The organism is Phytoactinopolyspora halophila, from assembly GCF_003287285.1.
GTDB lineage: Bacteria > Actinomycetota > Actinomycetes > Jiangellales > Jiangellaceae > Phytoactinopolyspora_A > Phytoactinopolyspora_A halophila.
Map to the genome: position 1 here is coordinate 74,180 of NZ_QMIG01000003.1, position 23,269 is coordinate 97,448.

Sequence of the window (23,269 nt, forward strand, 5' to 3'; positions counted from 1 at the left end):
AGGCTTCCCCACTGCCATGGTGCCCGGCCGTGACGAACATGGCCGTTGTGAGCATCGACGTGACGAACACGGGGCCGAGCTCGACGACGGGACCCAGCTCGACAACCCCGAATGGGCCACGCGCTGGCCGGGCGGCCGAGTGGAGCATCAGGCATCCCTGGTGGGCAATCGGGGGCTGGCTGGCCTTCGTCGTCATCGCCGTCGTCCTGAGCGGGACCGTGGAGACGAAACAGGCGACCGGTAGTGAGCTCGGCGTCGGCGAGTCCGGCCAGGCAGAACGAATGATCGAGAACGCGGATCTGGCCGGCCCGGCCACCGAGAGCGTGCTGATCACCTCGCGGGACGGCTGGGACCGCGCAACGGCCGCGGCCGCAGCCGAAGAGACGGCCGGCCGGCTGCGCGAGTTGCCGGAGGTGGCCGAGGTCGGCTCGGCGATGCCGGCGCCGGCCGGCGAGGCGCTGCTCCTTCCGGTCGCGCTCGCCGGTGAACGCGACGACGCCACGGACCGGGTCTCTGCCGTGCTGGCCGAGCTGGAAAACGTCGGTGCTGAATACCCTGGCTTGCGAGTGGAGGCCGTGGGCGACGCATCGATCGGGCGCGGCATCGACGAGGTGGTCAACGAGGATCTCGCGAACGCGGGCATGCTCAGCGTGCCCGTGACGTTGGCGATCTTGCTCGTGGTGTTCGGCGCGCTGGTCGCCGCCGGAGTGCCACTGCTGTTGGGACTGTCGGCGGTGGGCGTGGCCACGGGATTGTGGGCGTTCGTGTCTCACGCGGTGCCCGATGTGGGGACCGTGCCGCAGCTCATCGTGCTGATCGGGCTGGCCGTGGGAGTGGACTACTCCCTGTTCTACCTTCGCCGCGAACGCGAAGAACGCCGCCGCGGAGCGGGCACCGTAGACGCGGTGCGGCTGGCTGCGGCCACGTCTGGCCGGGCGGTGGTGGTGTCCGGCCTGACCACGCTGACGGCGCTGGCTGGCCTGTACCTGGCCGACGACGCCATCTTCCGGGCTCTGGGTACGGGGGTCATTCTCGCGGTGGCGGTTGCGATGCTCGGCTCGGTCACCGTGCTCCCGGCGTTGCTGGTCAAACTGGGCCGTGCGGTGGATCGCCCGCGCATACCGGTGCTGTGGCGGCTGACCGCCTCGCGCGGCGAGCCGCGAGCCTGGCGGGTGTTGCTGGCGCCGGCGCTACGGGCCCCGCGAGTCACGCTCGCCGTCACGCTCGCCGCGCTGGTTGCACTCGCCCTGCCCGCCTTCGGTATGAGCTTGAAGAACAGCAGCACCGACGATCTGCCCCGGACGATCCCGGTGGTACAGGCATACGATCGGCTGGTCGAGGCGTTTCCCGGGGAGGGGGACGCGCATCAGGTGGTCGTGAACGCTCCGGCCGAACGGGCCGAGACTGTACACGCGGCGCTGACGGAGCTTCACGCCCGAGCCGGTGAGCACCGTTTGTTCGCCGTCGACGCCGGTCCGTCGATCCGCACCTCCGACGACGGGACGGTGTCGGCGATGGAGATCGGTTTCCCGCACGAGATCGACGCTCCGGAGGCCGAGGAGTCTCTGTCCGTGCTCCGGGGTGAGCTCCTGCCTGAGTTTCTCGGCCCCGTAGCCAGAGCGGAGTATGCCGTCGGTGGAGCCGCCGCCGACAACATCGATTACACGAGCCACCAGGCCGAACGGATGCCGTGGGTGATCGGATTCGTCGTTGTCCTGACCGTCGGCATGATGGCACTCGCTTTCCGATCGGTGGTGGTCGCGCTGGTCGCGGGTGCCCTGAACGTGCTGTCTCTGGCAGCCGCGTTCGGAGTGCTGACCCTGGTCTTCCAGCACGCTTGGGCAGAAGGGGTCCTCTCCTTCACCTCGACGGGACACATCGTGAACTGGGTTCCGATGTTCCTGTTCGTGGCGCTGTTCGGCCTGTCGATGGATTACCACGTGTTCGTGGTGAGCCGGATCCGCGAGGCGGCGTCGACGGGGCTGCGCACAAGGGACGCTATCGGCGCCGGAGTCACCCGCGCAGCCGGTGTGGTGACGAGCGCCGCGGCGGTCATGGTGGCCGTCTTCTCGATCTTCGCCACGCTGAGCCTGATCGAGATGAAACAGCTCGGTGTCGGCCTGGCCGCGGCCATCGCGATCGACGCGACGCTGGTTCGGATCTTGCTGCTGCCAGCCGTGATGAACCTGCTCGGCCGGGCCAACTGGTGGCCGTCACGGCTACCAGTTGGCGCCGGGCAGGCTCTCAGCGGGAGCTGACCAGCTTTAAGGCCTGGTCGACGTCGGTGGCGTACTGGATCAGTGCCCGGCTCGCGGGTTTGAGGAATCCCTCGGCCAGCGCGTGATCGAGCATGGTGACCAGGGGATCGAAGTAGCCGCTGCGGTCCAGCAGCACCACGGGCTTGGACTGCAAGCCGAGGTGGGACCAGGTGGCGACCTCGAAGAGCTCTTCGAACGTGCCGAGCCCGCCGGCGAGGACGATGAACGCGTCGGATAGCTGATTCATCAGTGCCTTGCGCTCGTGCATCGTGTCGACGACGTGCAGCTCGGTGACGTCGTGCCGGGCGACCTCCCGGTCGACCAGCGACTGCGGGATCACCCCGATCACCTCGCCGCCGCGGGCCAGCGCAGCGCCGGACACCGCGCCCATCGTGCCGACGTGCGCGCCCCCGTAGACGAGCCCGAACCCGTCGGTGGCCAGGCGAGTGCCGAGCTCTTCGGCCAGGGTCTGGTATTCGGCGCGTCTGCCCGGCGTCGATCCACAGAACACGCAGATCCGGCGGATGGCTCGTCTGGTTCCGTCGGGGCCGGCAGGATTCGCATCGGCAGGGTCGAAATCGGTCACCCACGTAGTTTAGGCACACGTTCGAACGCCGCGGACCATCCCGTAGAGTCGTCGCCGTAGTGCACGATCGAACGGGGGAGAGGTGCCTATGACGCGGATCGCGCTGGTGACGTGTGCGGAGCTTCCCGATCTGGACGAGGACGATCGGCTCGTCCTGGAAGCCCTGCGCGCCCGGGGTGTCGACGCCGTGCCGATGGTGTGGGATGACCCCGGCGTGGACTGGTTGGGATTCGACCTCGCCGTGTTGCGCTCGACCTGGGACTACCCTCCGCGCCGGGACGAGTTCCTGGCATGGGCGGACTCGGTGCCCGCCGTGCTGAACCCGGCCGAGATCATCCGGTGGAACACGGACAAGCGCTATCTCCGCGACCTCGAATCCGCCGGGGTGCCGGTGGTGCGCACGCAGTGGCTTGAGCCCGGCGCGCCGGTGCACCTTCCCGGTGAGGGCGGTCACCCGTGGAATCGGCTGGCCTCCGGAGGTGAGTACGTGATCAAGCCGGCGGTCGGCGCCGGATCTGTGGACACCGGGCGTTACCGGGTCAACGACAAGTCGCACCTGGCCCTGGCTCGCGAACACGTCGCCCGGTTGCACGATCGAAACGCCACCGTCATGGTCCAGCCGTACCTGTCCACCGTTGACGCGTTCGGCGAGACGGCCATGCTCTTCTTCGGCGGCGAGTTCAGCCATGCCATCCGCAAGGGGCCGATGCTCGACGGCCCCGACCGCGGCGTCGCCGGGCTTTACCGGCGCGAGCGGATCACGTCGCGGACACCCTCGGAGCTCGAACACAAGGTCGCCGAGCTGGTGCTGGCTGCCGTGCCGACGGCGCGCGAGCTGCTCTACGCACGGGTAGACCTCCTGCCGGGTGCCGATGGCTCGCCGATGCTGCTCGAACTCGAACTCACGGAGCCGAGCCTGTTCTTCGCGCACGGTCACCACGCGCCGGAGCGATTCGCCGACGCCGTGATGCGGTGGATCCCGTCGAGCCGTCAGGCCACCTAGCAAGATCACAAGATGGGAACATTTTCGCCCGCAGAGCGAGAACACCTGGGCAAACGGTAGGCGGGGGCCAGCCCGTACATGGACAATGGACGAAGGGGGCCGAGGCAGCAGCTTTCGTCGAAGGGCAGCCATGGCCAAGGGCGCGTTGTGGAAGTTTCGCCGCAAGAAAGCCGACCGGGAGCCGTCCTCTGCCACGCGGGACACCCCCGTGATGCCCGAAGACGCGGTCCCATTACGTCAGCTACTCGGTGTTGCCACCCTCACACCCGCCCAGGCCGCATTGCTCGCCCGTGACGTCATCGGCGGTGTCGAGGCGCTGCGGCGGCTCGGACCGGACGGCGTCGTGTTCGACACCGGCTCGGTCCGGTTGACGAGCTCCGGCCACGTCGGGTTCGCCCCGATGTGGTACGACGGCTCGCAGCGCGCCAGCGACGCCGCGGCAGCACTCCTGGACGAGCTGATCGGCAACGTCCGCAACGGCAGCGCGCAGCGCCGGGATGCCGTGTCGCACATCGAGCGGCTCGGCGATGCCAACGGAAACCTCACCAGCCTGGCCAATCGGGTGAACGAGGTGGCCGCGGAGCTCCTGAACGGCGAGGCCGGGCCACGCGTGCGGCACGTGCGGCGCGGGCTCGGCGCGCTGGTCACGGCGAGCCTGGGTCTCGAACGCGGCAGCGAAGACGCGGCGCGCCGGCCCGAGGTCATCCAACCGGCCCCGGCGCCCGCCGTCATGCCACGGATCACCAAACTCCCGCGATCGCAGCGGATGCCCCGCCGGCGCATCTTTCACAGCCGGCGCCGAGGCAGGGGGTGGAAGGTGCCGCTGGCCGCCGCCGTTGCCGCCGCGGTCGTCGTCGCCGGCTGGTGGGGAGCTCCCCGGGTCTGGGCAGAACTGGAAGACGGCTGGGACGAGCTGTTCGGTGCCTCCAATCCACCACCGACGGAGATCGATCCGGTGTCGCCTCCACCCGAGTCCGAGGATGACGACGGCGAGGCCGGGGAAGGCGACGGCGACACCACCGACGACGAGTCGGCGCTTGCCGACGTCGAACCTCCAGCACCGGAGTCGGCCGGGGCGATCAACGAGGTGAGCCTCGAAGCAGCCGACGGCACCTGCGAGGCCGACCAGCCGTGCCCGGTACGGGTGGAAGTCGACTTGGAGCCGGCGGCCTCCAGCCGGCAGGTGACGTGGTCGTTCGATGTCGTGGACCGGTGCGGCGAGGACGTCGCCACCCAGCCGGGTGTCACGGTGACGGCACAGGCTGGCTGGACCAGCGTGTGGGGTGATTCCCAAGTGGACGTTCCATCCGGAACGGCGCTCGCCATCATGGCCGTGACCGAATCGCCTGCCAATGCGTCGTCATCGCCGCTGCTGATCCCCGAGGACGACGGCACGTGTTGAGAGTCACGACATGCCTGTGCACACGAGCGGACCGTGGGGACCGCGAGTTCGCCCTGTCCTGCGCCACCCTCCGGGCGAGGCCACGTCGACGATGAAGAACCGCCGGGTACGCGCGGTCGATCCCGTGGTACTCGGCGCGGTGCTCGTGCTCGCCGGGCTCGGTGCCCTCAATCTCATCACCATCGGCGCCAGCAACCTGGCGCTGCGCCACGTCGTCATCGTCGGCGGGGGCCTGGTGGTCATGGCCGTCGCCGCGCGGCTCGGCTTCGCCCGGCTCCCGCTGCTCGCGTGGGGGATGTATGCGCTCGCGCTCGCCGGCCTGCTCGCGGTGCTGGCCGGTGACGGGGGAGCGCGCAACGCCCGCCGGTGGCTCGACCTGGGCATCACCACCGTTCAGCCATCCGAGCTGGCAAAGGTCGCTGTGGTTCTGGTCCTGGCCACCCTGCTGGGCCAGGGATACACGAGGCGGCGGTTCCTCGTCGCCCTCGGCCTCGCGGCCGCTCCCGTCGGGCTAATCGTCCTCCAGCCGGATCTCTCAACTGCCCTGGTGCTCGCCGCCATGGCGGCATTCGTCGTGATCCTCGCCCGGGTGCCACTCGTTCCGTTGCTGCCCCTGTTCGGTGCGGCGCTGGCGGTGCTGCCCATGGCCGTGCTGTTCCTCGAGCCTTACCAGCTCGGGCGGCTGCAAGCCTTCGTCTCCGGCGAGCGCGGTGCCAGCGGTCCCGGATGGGCCATGCTGCAAGCGGAGATCGCCGTCGCGGTGGGCGGGCTCTCCGGAAGCGCCGACGAGCCCCTGCATGACCTGCGGGTGGAGTACATTCCCGAAGCCCAGCACGATCTCGCGTTCGCCAGTATCGTGCACAGCTGGGGCCTGCTCGCCGGTGTCGCGGTCGCGCTCGCCGTTCTCGCGTTGGTGTGGCGGGCAGCGCTGATCAGCCGGCAGGCGCAGCTGTCCGAAGGCGCCCTGCTGGCCGGGGGTGTCGCCGCGCTGCTGGGCGTGCAGACCGTGGTATCGATCGCCGCGAACCTGGGCCTGGCGCCACACACCGGCCTGCCGATCCCGCTGTTCAGCTACGGCGGAACGGCCGCCACGTCGCTGTTGCTCGCGTTCGGCCTGGTGCTCGCGGCCCGGCGGCACACGTATACCCGCTGGTCGCTGTGGGATCCACCACCGGAGCGTCAGCGACGTCCCCGGTTCGCGCGTGTCGGGGCGCTCGTCCTCTCGGCGAACCTGTTCGGGCTGGCGTATTTCACCTGGCACACGCAGGACGTCCGCAGCGACGAACTGCGAGCGGTCAGCGAGGAACAGATGATGCGCTGCCTTCGGCTTCCGGCCGAGCGTGGCGTCATCGAGGACCGCAACGGCGAGGTGCTGGCCTCCAACGCGGACCAGTACGACGTGCGGGTGCTTCCCGGTCTGTTCCCGGATCATAATGCCGGCGCGGTGGAGAATCTCGCGTCCATGGTGGACGGGTCCTCCGACGATCTGCACGACGAGTTCGCCGGGAAGGGGGAGGAGCTCGACGTCACCGTGGCCACGGTCGGACCGGACGCGGCCGCGGAGCTGATCGATGCGGATCTGCCGGGCGTGCTGGTGGCGCCGTCGGAACGCCGAGATTATCCGCACGGGCGGCTGCTGGGGCCGATGCTGGGCTTCGTCGGCGTCGGAACGTCCGAAGACATGGATCGATGGCCGGACCTGCCGCTGGGCGCCACCGTCGGACAGGCGGGCCTGGAACGGCAGTACGACGAGACACTGCGGGGCACCGACGGCGAACAGTGCGTGTACGTCGACCCGCAGAACCGCCCCGTCGCCGCTGCGGGGCGGACCGATCCGGAGCCGGGCGGCGACGTCCACTTGAACCTGGACCTCGACCTGCAAGAGGTGGCGAATGACGCGGTGGCCACGGCGATGGAGGAGAGCGGTGGCGACGTGGGCGCCGCGGTACTCATGGACGCGCGCACCGGCGCGGTGCTGGCCATGGCGGGAATCCCGGCCTACGACAACAACGTCTACACACCGCCGATCGACCGGGATCGGCTGCAGGAGGAGATCAACGCTCCCGGGCAGCCGCTGTTTCACCAGGCCATTCAGCACGCTGCACCACCGGGGTCCACCTTCAAACTCGTCACGGCGGCAGCCAACGCCGAGTACGAGGCGCTGCCTCCGGATCGGGTTGTCCCCACCGGGGCCTCCTACACGCTGGGAGGGCACACGTTCGAGAACTGGCGTCCCATGCCGCCGCAGGATCTCGTCCAGGCGATCGCGTGGTCGAACAACGTCTATTTCTACGATCTCGCCTGGAAGCTCGGGGCGGACCGGCTCACCACTGTCGCGCAGCAGCTCGGGGCCGGAGAGCGCAGCGGCATCGATCTGCCCGCCGAGAGCGCCGGTGTCCTCGGCACGCCCGAGTCCGTCGAGGAGGCCGGCGGCACGTGGTATCCGGGTGCCACGGTCGTGCTGGGAATCGGCCAGGGGCCAGTCGTGGCCACACCGCTGCAGGTGGCGCGCTGGACCGCCGGGATTGCCACCGGTGAGATGGTCACGCCCCAGCTCGCGGCGTCGTCTGGCGACGAGGAGATCGAGCCATCCGAGCCCGAATCGCTATCCTTCGCCGACCGCCTTGACCCCGTGCGGGACGGGATGCGCGCGGCCGGTTCGGGCGGCACGGCAGCCCTGTTGAATGAGCTCCCGGTCGACGCGGGTGGCAAGACGGGTTCGGCGGAGAATCCGGCGTCGCCGACGAGCGAGCCGGACTCCTGGTTCACCGCCGTCGCACCGATAGACGATCCCGACGTCGTCGCCACCGTGTACGTCCGTGGCGGGGGAATGGGCTCCACTACGTCCGGCCCGGCGGCGCTGGAGATTCTTCAGGCCTACTTCGAGCAGCAGTAGAGCCGGTGGAGCCGCGGATCTGCGCCTGCATCACGACTGCATCGCGCCTTTGGGAGCCCTCAGCGCCCACTTCGATGCCGAAACATGCGCTTACTCGCCGTTCTGGCCGTATTCCTGCATGTCTGGGTGTCGAAGTCGGCGCTGACGATCGACGCCGCCAGAACGCGAACGGACGTGCCAGTTCACGACGACGCGCCGGGCCGCGTGCCCCAATGCGAGCCCGCCCAGGCCACCCACCGAACACACGAGCCAATCCTCGGCCGAGGCCACGCGTCCCGCCACGAACACGTACTGGATCAGCTCGATACTCAGCGGAACCACGATCGTGATGGCCACCGCCGTCCGGATCCGCAGGCCGCCGGTGAGCGTCAACGCAAGGAAGAATCCCAACGGCACGAAAAGCGCGGTGTTTGCCATTATCTGTACCAGCGCCATGTCCCGCGCGAACTCATCGAACACCCGCCGGAACGGAACCAGCTCGAGATGACGACGACTGTCGTCATACGCAGGCAGGAGAGTAACGGCCAGGACCATGCCGGCCGACATGACCACTCCCGCCCAGGAAACGACTCGGGGTACCGAGACGCCACCCTGCCGTCGGTGGCTGACGTACGTCAGCGACAGCGCAACGACGACGACCACCACAAAGAGAAATGTGATGGTCGGAACACTCTGACTGAAGGCACGCGTCATCTGTTCCACGGTGCAACTCACATGTATCTTCCACAGTGGGTGTGTCCAAGCCTGGCATCGAAACCGGCCGGGCTACACGCGGCGTGCGAGGAATAACGGCCGTGATAGCGGCCGGTTCGGCACACGGAATTCGGTCATGCGGGAGGCGCGCGAACTCCGCTAGCCGCCGTAGGCGGCCAGCACCTCCGGGTGCATCATGGCGACACTGGCCCCCTCGGCCACGCAGGTCAGGGGACGGTCGGCCAGCTTCACCGGGAAGCCGAAGTGTTCTTCGAGCAGCTGGGTGAATCCGGACATCAGCGCGCCTCCGCCGATGGCGAGCACGCCGTGGCTCATGATGTCACCCACCGCCTGCGCGGGCAGGTCTTCCAGGCAGCTGGTCAATGTCTGGACGATCTCGTCGACCGTGGTCCGGAGAGCTTCCTTGACCTCGTCGTTTTCCAGCGTCACGAGCCGGGCGCGGCCGGTTGCGCCGTCGCGGCCTTCGACGATCAGCGGCGGATCGGCCAGGGCGTCCATGGCCACTTTGAGGTTCTCCGCCGTCAGGTCGCCGACGACCAGCTGATGCTCGGAGCGCAAGTACTGTGACAAGGTCCGGGTGAGTTCGTCGCCCGCCACGCGGCAGGTGCGCGAGGCCAGGATGCCGCCGTAACAGAATCCGGTGATCTCCGCCGTGCCGCCGCCGACATCGACGACGAGGTGGGCGCGCGGTTCGAGCGGGTCGATGCCGGATCCGAGCGCCCCGGCGACTGGCTCGGGCAGCAGCGCCACCTTGCGCAGGCCAGCCTCGTGTCCGGCTTCCAGCAGGGCCCGGCATTCCAGGGTCGTCGCTCCCGTGGGAACCCCGATGACGGCACGGCGGCGCAGCCCGGACCACACGTGCTGTCTCGCCTTGCGAAGGATGGCGACGATGAATGAGCGCGCCGATTCCAGATCGACGATCACACCGTCTTGGAGGGGCCGCACGGTCTGAAAGCCCACGGGCGTCCGGCCGATGAGCTGGCGTGCGTCCTCGCCTACGAGGATGGGAACCGTGGGCTCGTCTGCCCGGGCAAGCATGACCGACGGCTCGTCGAACACGATGCCCCGTTTGGGCTGGACAACCACAGTGTTTGCGGTCCCGAGATCTACACCGAAGCCACCCACCGTCACCTCCAACCCTAGGCTTCAAGATCTTGTTTCCACTCTACGCCGCCGCCCGGGTACGATCGACCCGGTTCCGTGCACGAATTTGAGCGAAGGAGAAGCGTCGTGTCCGATCACATCCGTATCGTCGTCGCCGGTGCCGAGCGACAGGTGGATACGGGCACGACGGCCGCCGATCTCTTCGCTGACGACCCCGCAGTGATCGCCGCCCGCGTCGGTGACCAGCTCGTCGATCTCGCCCGGCCGCTGGCCGACGGCGAGAAGATCGATCCGGTTCCGATCGACTCCGACGACGGCCGCGCCATCTTGCGCCATTCCACCGCGCACGTTCTCGCCCAGGCCGTGCAGGAGCTGTTTCCGCACGCCAAGCTCGGCGTGGGACCGCCCGTGGAGAACGGCTTCTACTACGACTTCGACGTCGCCGAGCCGTTCACCCCGGAGGATCTGAAACAGCTCGAGAAGCGGATGCAGCGCATCATGAAGGAGCGCCAGCAGTTCGTGCGGAGGGCAGTCGCCGACGACGAGGCGCGCGCCGAGCTGGCGGACGAGCCGTACAAGCTGGAGTTGATCGGCCTCAAGGGCGGCGCCGAGGGTGGCGAGTCGGGCCCGGATGGCGCCGCGGCCGAGGTCGGCTCGGGTGAGCTGACGATCTATGACAACGTCCGGCGCGGGGGAGAGGTCGCCTGGAAAGACCTGTGCCGGGGTCCGCACCTGCCCACCACCAAGCACATTCCCGCGTTCAAGCTGATGCGCGTGGCGGCGGCCTACTGGCGCGGCGACGAGAGCAACCGCCAGCTGCAGCGCATCTACGGCACCGCGTGGGAGAGCAAGGACGAGCTGCAGGCTTACCTCGACCGGCTGGCCGAGGCCGAGCGCCGCGACCATCGCAAGCTCGGTGCCCAGCTGGATCTGTTCAGCTTCCCCGAGGAGATCGGCTCCGGGCTGGCCGTGTGGCACCCGAAGGGGGCCGTGGTGCGCCGGGTGATGGAGGAGTATTCGCGCCAGCGGCACGAGACCTCCGGTTACGAGTTCGTCTACACCCCGCACATCACCAAGGACTCCCTGTTCGAACAGTCGGGGCACCTGAGCTTCTACAAGGACGATCTGTATCCGCCGGTGCACCTGGACGCCGAGTATGACGCCGAGGGCAACCTCCGCAAGCCCGGGCAGGATTACTACCTCAAGCCGATGAACTGCCCGATGCACACCATGGTGTTCAAGTCGCGCGGGCGTTCGTACCGCGAGTTGCCGCTGCGGCTGTTCGAGTTCGGCATGGTGTACCGGTACGAGCGTTCCGGTGTGGTGCACGGGCTGGTCCGTTCGCGGGGGTTCACCCAGGACGACGCGCACATCTTCTGCACCCCGGAACAGCTCGCGGGCGAGCTGGCCAGCCTGCTGGAGTTCGTCCTGGGGCTGCTGCGCGATTATGGCCTGTCCCGGTTCCGGGCCGAGCTGTCCACCCGGCCCGAGAAGTTCGTCGGCAACATCGAGGACTGGAACCAGGCGGAGGCCGCCCTCGAAGAAGCGTTGAAGAAGGCCGAGCTGCCGTACACCATCAACGAGGGCGACGGCGCGTTCTACGCCCCCAAGATCGACGTCCACGTCACCGACGCGATCGGCCGCAGCTGGCAGCTGTCCACGCTGCAGGTGGATCTGCAGACACCGGTCCGCCTCGACGTGGAGTACACCGCCGCCGATGGCACGCGCCAGCGGCCGTACATGATCCACCGGGCGTTGTTCGGCTCCATCGAACGGTTCTTCGGCATCTTGCTGGAGCACTACGCCGGGGCCTTCCCGCCGTGGCTTGCGCCGGTGCAGGTTGCCAGCATCCCGATCGCGGATCATCACGTTCCCTACCTCGACGAGGTGGCCGCCAAGCTGCGTGAACGCGGCGTCCGCGTCGACGTCGACACCTCGGACGATCGCATGCAGAAGAAGATCCGCAACGCGCAGACGCAGAAGGTCCCGTATATGCTGCTCGCCGGCGACGACGACGTCGCGCAGGGTGCGGTGTCGTTCCGGTATCGCGACGGCACCCAGAAGAACGGTGTGCCCGTCGACGACGCGATCGCCGAGATCGTCGACGCGGTCGAACGTCGCGTGCAGGTCTGAGCGAGGGTTTCCGGGCATGTCCGACGACCGGTTGCAACGGCTGTGGACGCCGTACCGCATGGCCTACATCAAGGCCGGTAACGAGCGCAATGGCACGAGCGATGAGTGCCCGCTGTGCCGGATCCCCACGATGGCCGACGACGAGGGCCTCATCGTGTTCCGGGGAACGCACGTGTACGCGGTGCTCAACCTGCATCCGTACAACCCCGGGCACCTGATGGTGGTGACCAATCGCCACGTCGGGGATCTCGAGGAGCTGACCGACGCCGAGATGGTCGAGCTGACCTCGGCGACCCGGGACGCCGTTGAGGCGATCAAGACGGCGTCCCGGCCGCACGGGTTCAACGTCGGGCTGAACCTCGGTGGTGTCGCAGGGGGCTCGCTCTCGGCGCATCTGCACCAGCACGTGGTGCCGCGCTGGAGCGGCGACGCGAACTTCATGACCGTGCTGGGCGAGACCAAGGTGATGCCGCAGCTGCTGGCCGACACGCGCGAGCTGCTCGTGGAGAACTGGCCCACCCCGTCGCCCTCAGCATCCCCTGATCACGAGGGCTAGCGCAGCATCACTGCTGGCTGGCGGCGAGATGTTGTCACTCGTGGCTGGCGGCTAGCGCGGCGTCATTCGTGGCTGGCGGCGAGGTGCTGGGCCATCACGTCGTGGTGTTCGCGCACGGCCACCCTCGCCGCCTCCTCGTCGCGGTCGACGACGGCCTGCAGGATGGGTTCGTGCAGCGCCGTGACCGCGGCGGCCTCGCTGCTTTGCAGCCACTGCGGCACCACGCCGCGCTCGATCCAGGTGCGGTACTCGTAGTCGATCAGCGTGGAGTGGACGCTCTCGAAGATCGATGAGAGGTACGGGTTGTGCGAGGCGCGGACGAGCGTGGTGTGAAAGCGGGTGTCGGCGCTCATCCACGCGGCGGTGTCGCCGACGCTGTCACGTAACTGCTCCAGGGCCTGCGCACCGGCGTCGAGCTCGTCCTCGGTGCCGCACTCGATGGCCTGCGCGATGCCCGTCGTCTCCAGCGCGAGCCGGAGCACGTTCAGATGCTGGACGGACTCGCGGTTCAGGCTGACCATGAGGTTCACCGTGGCGGCGAGCCCGGCTTCCGGGCGGCGCGTGACGTAGGCTCCCGAACCGCGCCGGGACTCGACCAGTCCGCGGATGACGAGGATCCGGATCGCCTGGCTGACCGTCGGGCGGCTGGTGGACAGCATGCGTGCGAGTTCCCGCTCCGCGGGGAGCCGCTCGCCCTCGGCGAGGTCCTGCTTGATGATGAGGTCCTGGATCTGCTCTGCGATCTTTTCCGCGGCGAGCCGCCCCTGATCCGACGGACTGTCCGATACGTCATCCATCTGCCATATCGATTCGTCCGGGACATGTTTGGAACGCACCTGCGGGAACCTCCTTGATGTGCAAACCCAATGGGCCAGTTTATCGGGCGGTGGATCGACGGATCGGGTGGCTTGCCAGCTGCGGGAGGGTCTCGCCGATGTCTTGACAAGCCGCAGCCCGATTGCGAGCCTAAGTGGCTAGGCCACTATAGCGCCTCGACGGAGAGGACACACGGTGATCGACCACGGCACGACGGGATTCACGCGATGAGTGGCGGGCACGCGGACATCGTGCTCACCAACGGGCGGATCTGGACGGGTATTCACGGCTCACCCGACGAGTCGCCCTCCAGTATCGCCGTCAAACACGGCACGGTCGCCGCCGTGGGCGACGACGCGCTCGCCGGGCACTGGACCGGAGTGAACACACGCGTCGTCGATCTGGACGGCAGGCGAGCCGTGCCCGGGCTGATCGACTCGCACATCCATGCCGTGCGCGCCGGAGCGAGCTACCTCGACGAGCTCGACTGGACCGAGGTCACGAGCTTGCGCGACGCCCTCGAGACGCTCCGGGCAGCCGCCCGGACACGCCCGGCAGGGACGTGGATCCCGGTGCTCGGAGGCTGGCATCCGAGCCAGTTTCGCGACGAGCCACGGATGCCCACGCGAGAAGAGCTGGACGCGACCTGCCCGGACCATCCCGCCTTCGTCCACCCCCTGTACGGGCACGAGGACCACGGCGTGCTGAACTCCCGCGCGCTCGCCGAGCTCGGCTGGACGGGGCAGTGCGCCGATCCCGACGGTGGCACTCTCGGGCGCGCGGACGACGGCTCGCCGGACGGGCGGCTCGCCGGCGTGGCCGCATACCAGCACGTGATGCGGGCAGCGCTGCAGCCGGGGCCGGAACGGGCGGCAGAGTCGACCACCGCGTTCTTCGCCCGCCTAGCCGCCCTGGGCCTGACCGGCGTGATCGACGCGGGTGGCCTGGGCATGACCCCCGAGAAGTACCACGCCCTGCGCGCCATCTGGAGGCGCGGAGCGCTCCCGATCCGGGTCCGCACGAACGTCGGGGCGACCAGCCGCGGGAACGAACCGGCCGAGGTGGCCGCCTGGCAGGAGATGCTCGACCCCGCGTTCGGTGACGATCTGCTCGCGGTGCTCGGCATCGGAGAGGTGCTCCACTTCGGCTGCCACGACTGGGAGGGCATGGTGCCGTTCGAGATCGACGACGCCGCGCACGGCCAGCTCGTCTCGATCCTCGAGGCAGCGGCACGCGGGCGCTGGCCGGTCACCATCCACGCCATCCTGGACAGCTCCATCAGCCGCGTCCTCGACGCGATGGAACGGGTGGCCCAGACGGTACCGATCGGCGGGTTGCGCTGGTCGATCTGCCATTCCGAGTGCATCGGAAGCGCCAACCTCCGCCGCGTGAAGGATCTCGGTATCGCGCTGGCGCTGCAGGGCCGCGTCGCGCAGAAGGCACGGGTGTGCGCCAGCCGGTGGGGTGAGCAGGTCATGTCGCACGCGCCCCCGCTGGGCGACATCGTCGAGCTCGGGATCCCGTTCGGCGCTGGCACCGACGCCACGCGCGGCGCGTCCTACAACCCGTGGCGCTCCCTCTGGTGGTTCGTGACCGGCAAGTCGGTCGACGACGGCCCGCGGCGCGCGGAGCGCCACCGGTTGGACCGGGCCACGGCGCTCGACGCGTACACGCGGGGCAGCGCCTGGCTCTCGTTCGAGGAGGGACGACGTGGCGTCCTGGAGCCCGGATACCAGGCAGACGTGGCGGTGCTCTCGGACGATTACTTCGCCATGGCCGAGGACGACATCCCCGCGCTCGCGTCGGACCTCACCCTCGTCGCCGGGCGCGTCGTGCATCGCTCGGCCGCGTTCGAGTCGGTGCCGCTGCAGCGGCACCCGGGACGCCCGGCGCCCGATGGCGAGCTCGCACCGGGTGTCCCGGCCGCCGGGTCGCCATCCGGCGCCACTCTCGCGACCACGGCCTGACCTACCAGCGGTCTCGTGATGCTTTTGCCAGGATGCGTCCTCCTATATTGCCGCTGATGGCGGCGATGACAACGGTCGCGAGCAGGGCGCTGATGAGGAAGTCGACGGGTAGGCTGACGGCGTTGTTGGTGGTGTGCGGAGCGAGGAGCCATCCGGTGGCGGCGGTGCCGCCGAGGCCGCCTATGGCGATGGGCCAGGCGAGGCGGACGGTGGCGATGGAGTCGAATACGTCGTGGCGGCCCACGAGCAGCGGGTTGCGGACGAGACCGCGGCTCTCTTCGATGACGACGGCGGCCCAGGTCAGCGCGGCGACGATGATCAGGGTCAGCACGCCGGGGACACCGAAGACATAGACCCATTGGGATTTGTTCTGCAGGTCGAGGGCGCCGGCGATCCGGTTGATACCGACACGCTCGACGCTGGTGCCGGAGCCGGCGGCGCGCTGGAGGTCCCGGCCGAGTTCGATGTCGGGCAGATCGGTGCCGTCGTGACTGGCAAGAACGATGTTGAGCATGGATCCGGACGAGGATCGCTCGACTTTCTCTGGTGAGGCGGGGCGGATGTCGACGCTCGTGGCGGACGACGAGAGGACCTCGGCCAGGCGCCGTGGTAGCTCAGCGGGCGCCAGGGTGGTATCCGCGCACTCGGCGCCGAAGGCCTGCAGGTCGGCGCATTCGCCAAGCACGACGGTCGGATCGTCCACCTGGACACTCTCGTGAATGGTGATGGCGGCGATGTGGTGGTCGCTGGCGAATTGGAGCACGGCGCGGATGCGGTCCTCGTCGGCTCGAACGGTCAATGCCGAGGTGCCGATCTGCTCGGAAGCACGGTTTTGTGCCTCGGCGGGAGCAGTGAACAGGGCCAGGACGACCGCGGCGTGACCGACGACGATCACCAGTGACGTGATCGTTCCAGTGAGGCGGGCAATCGCGCGTGAACGGTGTCCGGTGATCCGCCAGCCCAGGAGGACGCCGATGCCGCGGCGCTGCAACGTCGTCGTTCCACGCCGGCGCGCGATCAGTTGCAGGAGTGTCGCCAGAGCCGCGGGGAGGCAGACCACCGCGAGGCCGGCGGCGGCAAGAGTAGACAGCGCCTGGACGACCTGGTTGTCGAAGAAGACGATGATCCACGGCTGCACCGCCAGAACGACGAACACGGTGATGGTCCGGCGCCATGATGGCTGGTCGGCCGGCACTTCCAGCCGGGATGCCTCCAGATTGTCCTTGCGGCCGAGCGTGCCTGCGGTCATGCGGTTCAGCGCGGCGCCGCCGATGACGTGGGCGGCAATGATCACGAGAGCGATCAACCAGGCGACGGGTCGTACCACCTCGGCCTGCAGGACATAACCGGTGAACGGCAGTGTAGTGTCGGCCGCGGTGATCCAGGCCAGCGCACCCAGGCACAGGGCAAGGGAGATCGAGCCGGCGAGCCAGGTCCGCGGCGCCGCGATGCGGGCGCGGGCTCGCCGGTCGGCGCCGATGCGGACGAGCAGGCGGTGCCGTCGCCGGGTCTCGTCGTCGGCCACTCGTGCTGCTGAGGCGAGCGCGATCAGCCCCGGCAGGATGCAGAGGAAACCGGCCATCGCCCAGAACTCCTGGACGTCCCGGTCGTAGTGGTCTTCCCCAAGGCGGTGATAAAAGGGATCGTCGTCTGCCACACCAAAGGTGCTGAGCTGCCTGGGTTCGCGACCGGCGAGGGTGTCGGTGCCGACGTAGGCAAACAACTCGGTGGCCGAGACGAGACCGTCGGCACCGATCAGCCCGATGTCCCGGCCGAACCGGTCCGGCACCCCATGGTCGGCGAGCAGGTCACGCAAGGCCGGGCTGACCACCGCCTCGCCGGGCTCCGGCAACGCGGACACCCCCGGCGGCAGCGGCGGGTCCGCAGTTTCGGCGTGCTGGAGGAAGACCACCGGCACGTGCTCAAACCCGACATAGCGCCCATCAATGTCCCACAACAGCGGTGCCGCCGTGCCGGACATCGGGTCCTCCACCGGCGCGCGGGCGCGACCGACGTCTTCGCGGTGGTCATAGACTGCGCTGGCGAGCACCGCAGCCGCGGCACCCAGCGAGATCGTGACAAACGCCAGCAGAGCCAGGACCGCGCCGAACCCGTTGACCCCGCGCAGCGACGTGCACCGCCGGCCGATCGCCCGCAGATTACGCCGCAGCTGCCGCTGTGACTGCCGCGACGATACGGGCCGGTGTGGCGCGGGAGCCGTCACGTTGCCTCGACCGGTCGCGCCGCCGACAGCTCGATGATCCGGTCCGCTGAGAAGGCCACCTCCTCATCGTGAGTCACGATCACTGCCGCCATCTCAGCAGAGCGGATCTTGGTGAACATCACCTCAAGGACCTCGTCCCGGGTTGCCCGGTCGAGCGCGCCAGTCGGCTCGTCCGCCAGCAGCAACGACGGCTGGGTGATCAGCGCACGGGCCAACGCCAGCCGCTGCGCCTCGCCACCGGATACGTAAGCCGTCTCAGCAGTGGTCCGCACGCCGAGGTCCTCGATCAGCCAGTCTGCTTCAGCGCGCACCCGTCGGGGTCGCCACCTTTGAGCAGCCCCGGCAGCATGACGTTCTCCACTGGGCTCAGCTCCGGCAACAGATCGGCGTGCTGGAAGACGAAACCGATCGAGTCCAGCCGCACCTGCGCTCGTTGCGACGAACTCATCGTGGTCAGCTCGCGGCCGAGCAACCGTACCGAACCCGACGTCGGGACCCGCAAACCGGCCAGGCACGCCAGAAACGTCGTCTTCCCCGACCCCGATGGGCCCAGCACAGCGACGGTCTCGCCAGCCCCGACGGTCAGGTCAGTCTGAGCGAGAAGCTGATGCTCGCCCACATTGACCTGTACCGACAAGGCCGTCAACAACGCGGATCGATCTTCGACGGACTCAGACAACGGTTTCCTTCACCAGGTTCGGCGACGAACGGTAGATTCAGCCGGAGAAATTGTCCGGGATTATGGGGTGGACAGTACACACCCTGATTACCGTCGACATCGTGAAATGCGCACCTCGGGCGTGCCCCCACACTCGCCAGGTTGGTCGACGCAGAGAGATCATCGACGATCGTGTACATGTCCATGTCTGCGATTGTTGACGATCATCACGGGTTAACCTCCACTCTCACAGGCCGAGGTGCTGATGCAGTGGCTCCGGATCGTCGTGCAGCGTCTCCGATGGCCCGGACCAGGCCATGGATCCGTGCTCGCCGAGGATGAACACCCGGTCGCTGATGGCCAGCGCGAAGTCGACGTTCTGCTCGGCGACGAGAACGGACAGCCCGGTGTTCCGGAGCTGGGTGAGCCGTTCCCTGATCACCTCCAGCACCGTCGGCGCGAGCCCTTCGGACGGCTCGTCCATGATGAGCAGCTCGGGGTTGGTCATCAACGCGCGGGCAATCGCGAGCATCTGCTGCTCGCCCCCGGAGAGCGTGCGCGCCATGGCGCGGGCCCGTTCCTCGAGCCGTGGAAAGAACTCGAAGACCCGGGGGATCGTCCAGCGCTGCGTCTTCCCGTTGCCCTTCTTGCGCCGCCCGCCCACCATGCCGAGATTCTCCTCGACGGTGAGGCTCCCGAAGACGCGGCGACCCTGCGGGACCAGGCCGATCCCGGTACCCGTGATCTCGTGCGGGGGCAACGCGAGCAGGTCGGTGTCGGCGAAGGTCACCCTGCTGCGCGTGCCGCCGCTGGCCGCGTCGACCGCGGCGGAATCCGCGGTGACCGTCGGTGGCCGCAGCCCGCAGACTGCCCGGACCAGCGTGGTCTTTCCCATGCCGTTCCGCCCGAGGAGGGCCACCGACTCGCCATCCTCGACGGTGAGGCTGATGCCCTCCAGCACGCGGGCCGTCTCGTAACCCGCGTGCAGGTTCTCAACCGTCAGCAACCTCGTCCCTCCTGCCTAGATAGACCGCCTGCACGGCAGCATCGGCACGGATCTCGTCCGGAGTTCCGCACGCCAGCGGCGTCCCGTTGTCGAGGCACAGCACGCGGTCGGCCAGCTCGAGGGCGAGCGACATGTCGTGCTCGATGAGGAGGTACGTGACCTCCGTCGACAGATCCTTCAGCAAGCCGCGCAGGACCTGGCGTTCGGCCACCGACAACCCTGCCGCCGGCTCGTCCAGCAAGATGAGCCGGGGCCGCGACATCAGCGCGATCGCGATCTCCAATTGACGTTGCTCCCCGTGCGAGAGCGTTTCCACCGTGTGAGCGGCACGATCGCCGAGGCCGACGTGCTCGAGCACGGCGCGGGTCTCCACGGCGAATCGATCGTTCGCATCGAGCCGGCGCCAGAAGCGCCGGCTCGTCCACGAACCCACCTGTGCCGCGAGCCGCACGTTGTACTCGACGGTGAGGCTCGGGAACAGGTTGGACACCTGGAACGTGCGGGCCACGCCACGCAGCGCTCGCTTGCGCTCGCTCAGGCGGGTCACGTCCCGGCCGAACAGCGAGATCGTGCCCCGGCTCGGGCGCATCTCGCCTGCGATCATGCGAAACAGCGTCGTCTTGCCGGCCCCGTTCGGGCCGATCACGGCGACGCGCTCGCCGGCCGACAGCGCCAGGCTGACGTGGTCGACGGCGGTGAGCCCGCCGAACTCCTTGGATACGGCGTCGAGCGTGAGTACGGGATCCGGCATGGTGACCGCCGCCTGTCTACTGGTCCGTGAAGCTCTGGTAGTCCTGGCTGAAGGCCGGGCTCTCAAGCCATTCATCGGGGTCGAACGTCCAGAACTGGCTCACGTCGTCGAAGCGTTCCTCGACGACGTTCCAGAGCTCGCCGTCGTCGCGTTGCTGGACGGTGCGGATGTACACGGGCACGACGATGCCGTTGTACTCGTCGAAGCTCACGTCGCCCCACACCGCGTCCGGCACGTCCGCTTCCTTGATCGTCTCGATGAGCTCCTCGCCCTCGACCTTCTCTCCGGCTTCCTCCAGAGCGGCGTCGACGAGCTGCGCGGTCAGGTACGCGCCGGAGGCGTAGATGGAGGCGATCTCGCCATACTCCTCCTCGTAGGCCTCGCGGAACTCGGGGTTCCCGCCGGCCTCGCTGTCCGGGGCGTAGTACGCGGCGGACTTCAACCCGATCGAGATGTCCCCGACGTCGTTCAGCGGACCGGAGCTGGTCGTGGGCGCACCGGTGACGATCGGCGTCGAGCCGAGCAGGCCCAGGTTGGACGCCTCGCGGATGAAGTTGCCCGCGTCGCTGCCGCCGGTCGTGCCGGAGAAGATCACATCGGCGTCGGCGCTGGCGAGCTGCGCGACGTAGTTGCTCAGATCGGGCGCCGAGTTCGGATACCACAGCTGCTCGATGACCTCGCCACCGTCGGCCTCGAACGCGCTCACGAAGCCACCGCAGCCGTCCCAGCCGAACGCGTAGTCCGGGCAGATGGTCGCGGCCGTCTCGTACCCGTTGTCGATCGCCCACTGGCCGGCCGCGAATGTCGTCTGGCTACCGGCCAGCGCGCCAGTGCGCAGCACCAGCGGGCTCGACTCGCGCTGCGTGATGTCGTCTGCTGAGGTCTGGGACAGGTTCGCGACGCCTGTCTCGGTGGCGTAGTCGGCCACGGCCAGCGCGCTGCTGGCGAGAACGGGACCCACGATCACGTCGACGTCTTCCTCCTCAACCAGGCGTGTCGCCTTGGTCAGGGCGGTGTCGGGATCGCTGGCCGCGTCCTCGAAGATACTCTCCACGGTCAGGCCCGCGGGCCCGTCGTTGCGTTCCCAGTACAGATCCCACCCTTGCTGCATGTCCTCGCCCGTGGCGGAGGCGAAACCGGTCAACGAGCCGACGAGGCCGACCCGGAACGTGTCGGCGCCACCGTCCGACTCGGCGGAGGTGTCGTCGCCTTCCTCCTGGCCGGGAGGCGTGCATGCGGCAAGGTAGATCGCGGCGCTGGCTGTGATGCCGATGGCGACGAAGCTTCGACGTGGAAGACGTGTAATGCGACTGCGCATGGCATTGCTCACCTTCACTCTCTTTGATATGCGGAACCCTGCGGGACAGCTGGCACCTTGCGTGGCACCCGCTCGAGCGCCCCGGCCGCAGCCTGGCGGATTCCCCCGGCGAGTCCCTGCGGTGCGAAGAGGACGGACGCGATCAGCAGCACGCCCAGCACGGTCATCCAGCGATCGACGTACGTGCTCAGCGCCTGCTCGATCAGCACGACGGTGGTCGCGCCCAGGATCGGCCCGCTTACGGTGCCGATCCCGCCGAGGACGACCATGATCAATGCGAGGGCGGAACTGTTGAAATCGCCGATGGCCGGGCTGACGAACTCGGCATGCCAGACGAAGACCGCTCCGGCGGCGCCGGCGACGGTGCCGGAGAGCATCATGGCGGCGAACTTGTACGCGGTGATGTTGTAGCCGACGCTGCGCATGCGGCTCTCGCTGTCGCGGATGCCGCGCAGCACCAGCCCGAACGGCGAGCGCGAGACGATCAGCACCAGCACGGTCACGACGACCAGCGCGCCGAGAACGAGGAAGTAGAAGTTCCAGTACGGAGCGATGATCTCCGGGCGGCGGATTCCGGTCAGGCCGTTGTCCCCGCCGGTCACGTCCGACCAGCGATACGCGATGCCGTAGCAGATCATGCCGGCGGCCAGCGTCACCATGAGGAAGAAGACGCCGCGCGTGCGCATCGACACCAGCCCGAACAGCGCGCTCACGAGGAGCGTCATCGCGGCGGCAACGGCCAGCTGGACCCAGAGGTCGTAGTCTTGCCGCGACGCCCACGCGAGGCCGTATCCGGACGCCGCGGCGATGCCCGCGTGCCCGAGCGAGACGAGCCCGGCGTCCCCGGCCAGCATGTTGATGCTCGACGCGAGGATGGCGGAGATGACGACCATCGATGCGAGGCTGATGTAGTACTCGCCCACCATGTACGGCAACGCGAACGCGAGGGCGAGCAGCGCGCCGAGCGCTGCGAATTTGGCGGTCCTCGTACGGTTCATGCGGTCCTCCCGAACAGACCTTGCGGGCGTAGCACGAGGACGAGCGCCATCGGCGCGAAGATCGTGAAGTACGAGAGCTCGGGAACGTACACCTTCGCGACCGTGTCGATCAGCCCGATCAGAATCGCGCCGACGGCGGCACCGCCGACGCTGCCGAGTCCGCCGATGATGACGACGACCATGGCGAACAGCAGGATCTCGGTGCCGGAGAACGGGGTCAGGCTGAGCAGGCCCGAGCCGATCGCCCCCGCGGCCCCCGCCAGCACCGCACCGAAGACGAACACGTACGTGAACACACGGTCGATGTCGATGCCCATGGCCGACGTCATCTCGCGGTCGTCGACACCGGCGCGCACGATCGCGCCGATCCGGGTGTATCGCTGCAACGCGAAGAGCAGGAGCCCGATGACGACCGTGACGCCGATGATGAACAGCCGGTACTGCGGATACGCGAAGTCACCGACGACGAGCGCACCCGACGGGGCACCGCTGGCGGCGTTCACCGATCTGGCGTCCCCACCGAAGATCGCGAGGACCACGTCGGTGAGGACGAACAGCACGCCGACCGTGATGAGCACCTCGGGCATCTCCCGGTTGCGCACGCGGCGCAACAGCCCCCGCTCCACGAGGAGACCCACAGCGGCCGCGACCGCGCCGCCGGCGACGAGACCGGCCCAGAAGTTGCCCGTGGCAGCCACGGTGACGACGGCGACGTAGGCGCCGACCACGTAGAACGCTCCGTGCGCGAGGTTCGAGATGCGCATGAGCCCGAAGATGAGGGTGAACCCGCTGGCCATGAGGAACAGGAGAGCCCCGAAGCTCAGCCCGTTCAGGACCAGCTGGACGAGAAACGTGGCGTTCAACGCAACTCCTTTGTCG

Annotated in this window: 19 protein-coding genes; 7 read left to right on the forward strand and 12 right to left on the reverse strand. The window is 68.4% G+C overall.

Annotated elements, in window-relative coordinates:
- Nucleotides 1-38: 38 nt before the first annotated feature.
- Nucleotides 39-2,258: an MMPL family transporter gene (locus tag DPM12_RS05145; RefSeq protein WP_112257227.1), complete on the forward strand. Its 2,220-nt coding sequence runs from the start codon at nucleotides 39-41 to the stop codon at nucleotides 2,256-2,258.
- Here the strand turns inward: DPM12_RS05145 and DPM12_RS05150 are convergent.
- Nucleotides 2,245-2,844: an LOG family protein gene (locus DPM12_RS05150; protein WP_211658465.1), complete on the reverse strand. Its 600-nt coding sequence runs from the start codon at nucleotides 2,842-2,844 to the stop codon at nucleotides 2,245-2,247. The two genes, DPM12_RS05145 and DPM12_RS05150, sit on opposite strands and share 14 nt — an antisense overlap.
- A gap of 88 nt (nucleotides 2,845-2,932) precedes the next feature.
- On the opposite strand from DPM12_RS05150, the gene DPM12_RS05155 reads away from it, so the two are divergent.
- The 3 genes from DPM12_RS05155 to DPM12_RS05165 all read left to right on the forward strand — a co-directional run bounded on the left by DPM12_RS05155 (nucleotide 2,933) and on the right by DPM12_RS05165 (nucleotide 8,145).
- A complete protein-coding gene (locus DPM12_RS05155; protein WP_112257228.1) occupies nucleotides 2,933-3,847 on the forward strand; it encodes an ATP-grasp domain-containing protein in 915 nt (304 codons plus the stop codon).
- A gap of 130 nt (nucleotides 3,848-3,977) precedes the next feature.
- A complete protein-coding gene (locus tag DPM12_RS05160) occupies nucleotides 3,978-5,249 on the forward strand; it encodes a hypothetical protein (RefSeq protein ID WP_112257229.1) in 1,272 nt (423 codons plus the stop codon).
- A 10-nt stretch (nucleotides 5,250-5,259) separates the two neighbouring features.
- The gene (locus tag DPM12_RS05165) at nucleotides 5,260-8,145 is read left to right on the forward strand and encodes an FtsW/RodA/SpoVE family cell cycle protein (protein WP_211658467.1); all 2,886 of its coding nucleotides are present in this window, start codon (nucleotides 5,260-5,262) and stop codon (nucleotides 8,143-8,145) included.
- A 90-nt stretch (nucleotides 8,146-8,235) separates the two neighbouring features.
- Here the strand turns inward: DPM12_RS05165 and DPM12_RS05170 are convergent, their stop codons facing one another.
- Complete coding sequence (locus tag DPM12_RS05170; protein WP_123788480.1) at nucleotides 8,236-8,838, reverse strand: VanZ family protein; 603 nt, start codon at nucleotides 8,836-8,838, stop codon at nucleotides 8,236-8,238.
- Nucleotides 8,839-8,997: 159 nt separating this feature from the next.
- A complete protein-coding gene (locus DPM12_RS05175) occupies nucleotides 8,998-9,984 on the reverse strand; it encodes a rod shape-determining protein (protein ID WP_112257477.1) in 987 nt (328 codons plus the stop codon).
- 105 nt (nucleotides 9,985-10,089) lie between these two features.
- Here DPM12_RS05175 and thrS point away from each other — a divergent pair, with 105 nt between their 5' ends.
- Both thrS and DPM12_RS05185 read left to right on the forward strand, forming a co-directional pair.
- Nucleotides 10,090-12,096, forward strand: a complete 2,007-nt coding sequence (thrS, locus tag DPM12_RS05180) for a threonine--tRNA ligase (RefSeq protein ID WP_112257232.1) — start codon at nucleotides 10,090-10,092, stop codon at nucleotides 12,094-12,096.
- 16 nt (nucleotides 12,097-12,112) lie between these two features.
- Entirely contained in the window at nucleotides 12,113-12,652 is a 540-nt protein-coding gene (locus tag DPM12_RS05185) for an HIT family protein (RefSeq protein ID WP_112257233.1), read from the forward strand.
- Between the two features lie 62 nt (nucleotides 12,653-12,714).
- On the opposite strand, the gene DPM12_RS05190 is transcribed toward DPM12_RS05185, so the two are convergent.
- Complete coding sequence (locus DPM12_RS05190; RefSeq protein ID WP_211658470.1) at nucleotides 12,715-13,488, reverse strand: FadR/GntR family transcriptional regulator; 774 nt, start codon at nucleotides 13,486-13,488, stop codon at nucleotides 12,715-12,717.
- 207 nt (nucleotides 13,489-13,695) lie between these two features.
- Here DPM12_RS05190 and DPM12_RS05195 point away from each other — a divergent pair, with 207 nt between their 5' ends.
- Complete coding sequence (locus tag DPM12_RS05195) at nucleotides 13,696-15,435, forward strand: amidohydrolase (protein WP_158542758.1); 1,740 nt, start codon at nucleotides 13,696-13,698, stop codon at nucleotides 15,433-15,435.
- A 1-nt stretch (nucleotide 15,436) separates the two neighbouring features.
- Here the strand turns inward: DPM12_RS05195 and DPM12_RS05200 are convergent, their stop codons facing one another.
- The 8 genes from DPM12_RS05200 to DPM12_RS05230 form a co-directional block, all read right to left on the reverse strand.
- Nucleotides 15,437-17,659, reverse strand: a complete 2,223-nt coding sequence (locus DPM12_RS05200) for a hypothetical protein (protein ID WP_112257236.1) — start codon at nucleotides 17,657-17,659, stop codon at nucleotides 15,437-15,439.
- The gene (locus DPM12_RS24065; RefSeq protein WP_123788479.1) at nucleotides 17,656-17,970 is read right to left on the reverse strand and encodes an ATP-binding cassette domain-containing protein; all 315 of its coding nucleotides are present in this window, start codon (nucleotides 17,968-17,970) and stop codon (nucleotides 17,656-17,658) included. Before DPM12_RS24065 ends, DPM12_RS05200 begins: the two co-directional genes overlap by 4 nt.
- Nucleotides 17,946-18,338 (reverse strand): ATP-binding cassette domain-containing protein, encoded by a 393-nt coding sequence (locus DPM12_RS24070; protein ID WP_123788478.1) that lies wholly within the window; start codon nucleotides 18,336-18,338, stop codon nucleotides 17,946-17,948. The genes DPM12_RS24065 and DPM12_RS24070 overlap by 25 nt, the downstream gene beginning before the upstream one ends.
- Before the next feature lie 226 nt (nucleotides 18,339-18,564).
- Entirely contained in the window at nucleotides 18,565-19,323 is a 759-nt protein-coding gene (locus DPM12_RS05210; RefSeq protein ID WP_112257238.1) for an ABC transporter ATP-binding protein, read from the reverse strand.
- Nucleotides 19,310-20,074: an ABC transporter ATP-binding protein gene (locus DPM12_RS05215; RefSeq protein WP_112257239.1), complete on the reverse strand. Its 765-nt coding sequence runs from the start codon at nucleotides 20,072-20,074 to the stop codon at nucleotides 19,310-19,312. The genes DPM12_RS05210 and DPM12_RS05215 overlap by 14 nt, the downstream gene beginning before the upstream one ends.
- Before the next feature lie 16 nt (nucleotides 20,075-20,090).
- Nucleotides 20,091-21,392 carry an ABC transporter substrate-binding protein gene (locus tag DPM12_RS05220; protein ID WP_112257240.1) on the reverse strand — a complete coding sequence of 434 codons (1,302 nt, stop codon included), beginning with the start codon at nucleotides 21,390-21,392 and terminating at the stop codon, nucleotides 20,091-20,093.
- Nucleotides 21,393-21,406: 14 nt separating this feature from the next.
- On the reverse strand, nucleotides 21,407-22,390 hold the full coding sequence (locus DPM12_RS05225) for a branched-chain amino acid ABC transporter permease (RefSeq protein WP_112257241.1): 984 nt from the start codon (nucleotides 22,388-22,390) through the stop codon (nucleotides 21,407-21,409).
- The gene (locus DPM12_RS05230; RefSeq protein WP_112257242.1) at nucleotides 22,387-23,253 is read right to left on the reverse strand and encodes a branched-chain amino acid ABC transporter permease; all 867 of its coding nucleotides are present in this window, start codon (nucleotides 23,251-23,253) and stop codon (nucleotides 22,387-22,389) included. The genes DPM12_RS05225 and DPM12_RS05230 overlap by 4 nt, the downstream gene beginning before the upstream one ends.
- Nucleotides 23,254-23,269 lie beyond the last annotated feature (16 nt).